The organism is Streptomyces sp. O3, assembly GCF_054788135.1.
Window position 1 is genome coordinate 1 of record NZ_JBTVYK010000165.1, and the last position, 298, is coordinate 298.

The window sequence follows — 298 nt, forward strand, 5'->3', positions numbered from 1 at the left end:
GCCGCGTCCCGGCTCACCGAACGGGGCGCCACCCGCGCCGACGACAAGATGTCCGAGGCCGCGATGGAAGACCGCAAACGCGAAGGGTACTTCTGATGACTGTGATGACTCTCCCGACCGTCGACACCCTGCGGTTCGCCACCGCCGGATCGGTCGACGACGGCAAGTCCACCCTCGTCGGCCGCCTGCTGCACGACTCCAAGTCGGTCCTCACCGACCAGCTGGAGGCCGTCGAGCGGGTGTCGGCCAGCCGCGGCCAGGAGGCGCCCGACCTGGCGCTGCTCACCGACGGGCTGCG

The 298-nt window shown here is 70.8% G+C and carries 2 pseudogenes; both read left to right on the forward strand.

The window, feature by feature from the left end:
• Positions 1-96, forward strand: a pseudogene (locus ACX6XY_RS30180) (sulfate adenylyltransferase subunit CysD); the annotation flags it as partial.
• A pseudogene (locus ACX6XY_RS30185) lies at positions 96-298 on the forward strand (hypothetical protein); the annotation flags it as partial. The pseudogenes ACX6XY_RS30180 and ACX6XY_RS30185, both read left to right, overlap by 1 nt.